The organism is Paenibacillus sp. EKM206P (genome assembly GCF_011066155.1).
Taxonomy (GTDB): Bacteria; Bacillota; Bacilli; order Paenibacillales; family Paenibacillaceae; genus Paenibacillus; species Paenibacillus polymyxa_D.
This window is the reverse complement of record NZ_JAAMNQ010000091.1, coordinates 1-350: the sequence shown is the minus strand read 5'-3', so window position 1 is coordinate 350 and position 350 is coordinate 1. Positions and strand designations below refer to the sequence as shown.

General features: G+C 52.9%; 1 protein-coding gene. It reads left to right on the top strand.

Going from position 1 to position 350, the window contains the following annotated elements:
• Positions 1–350, top strand: a 350-nt coding sequence (locus tag G9G53_RS26660) for a condensation domain-containing protein (protein ID WP_238796332.1), incomplete at both ends; no start/stop codon positions are given.

Here is a 350-nt window from a genome sequence, read left to right as displayed (position 1 = left end):
GACACACTGCGGATCGTTTTCCGTCCTACGGAGCACGGATATGAAGCCTGGAATCGCGCAATTGGGGAGGGCGAGCTGTATACGCTGGAACGTATAGACCTCAGCCATGAGACTGAGGTGTCAGCGGCGATCGAGGCTAAAGTGAATGAAATTCAGGCGGGTATTCAGTTAAGCGAAGGACCGCTGGTGAAACTGGGGCTGTTCCATTGCCCAGATGGTGATCATTTGCTGATGGCGATTCATCACTTGGTGGTGGATACCGTATCTTGGCGCATTTTGTTCGAGGATATTACAACCGCCTACGAGCAGGCATTGAACGGACAAACGGCTCGCCTTCCGCACAAAACGGA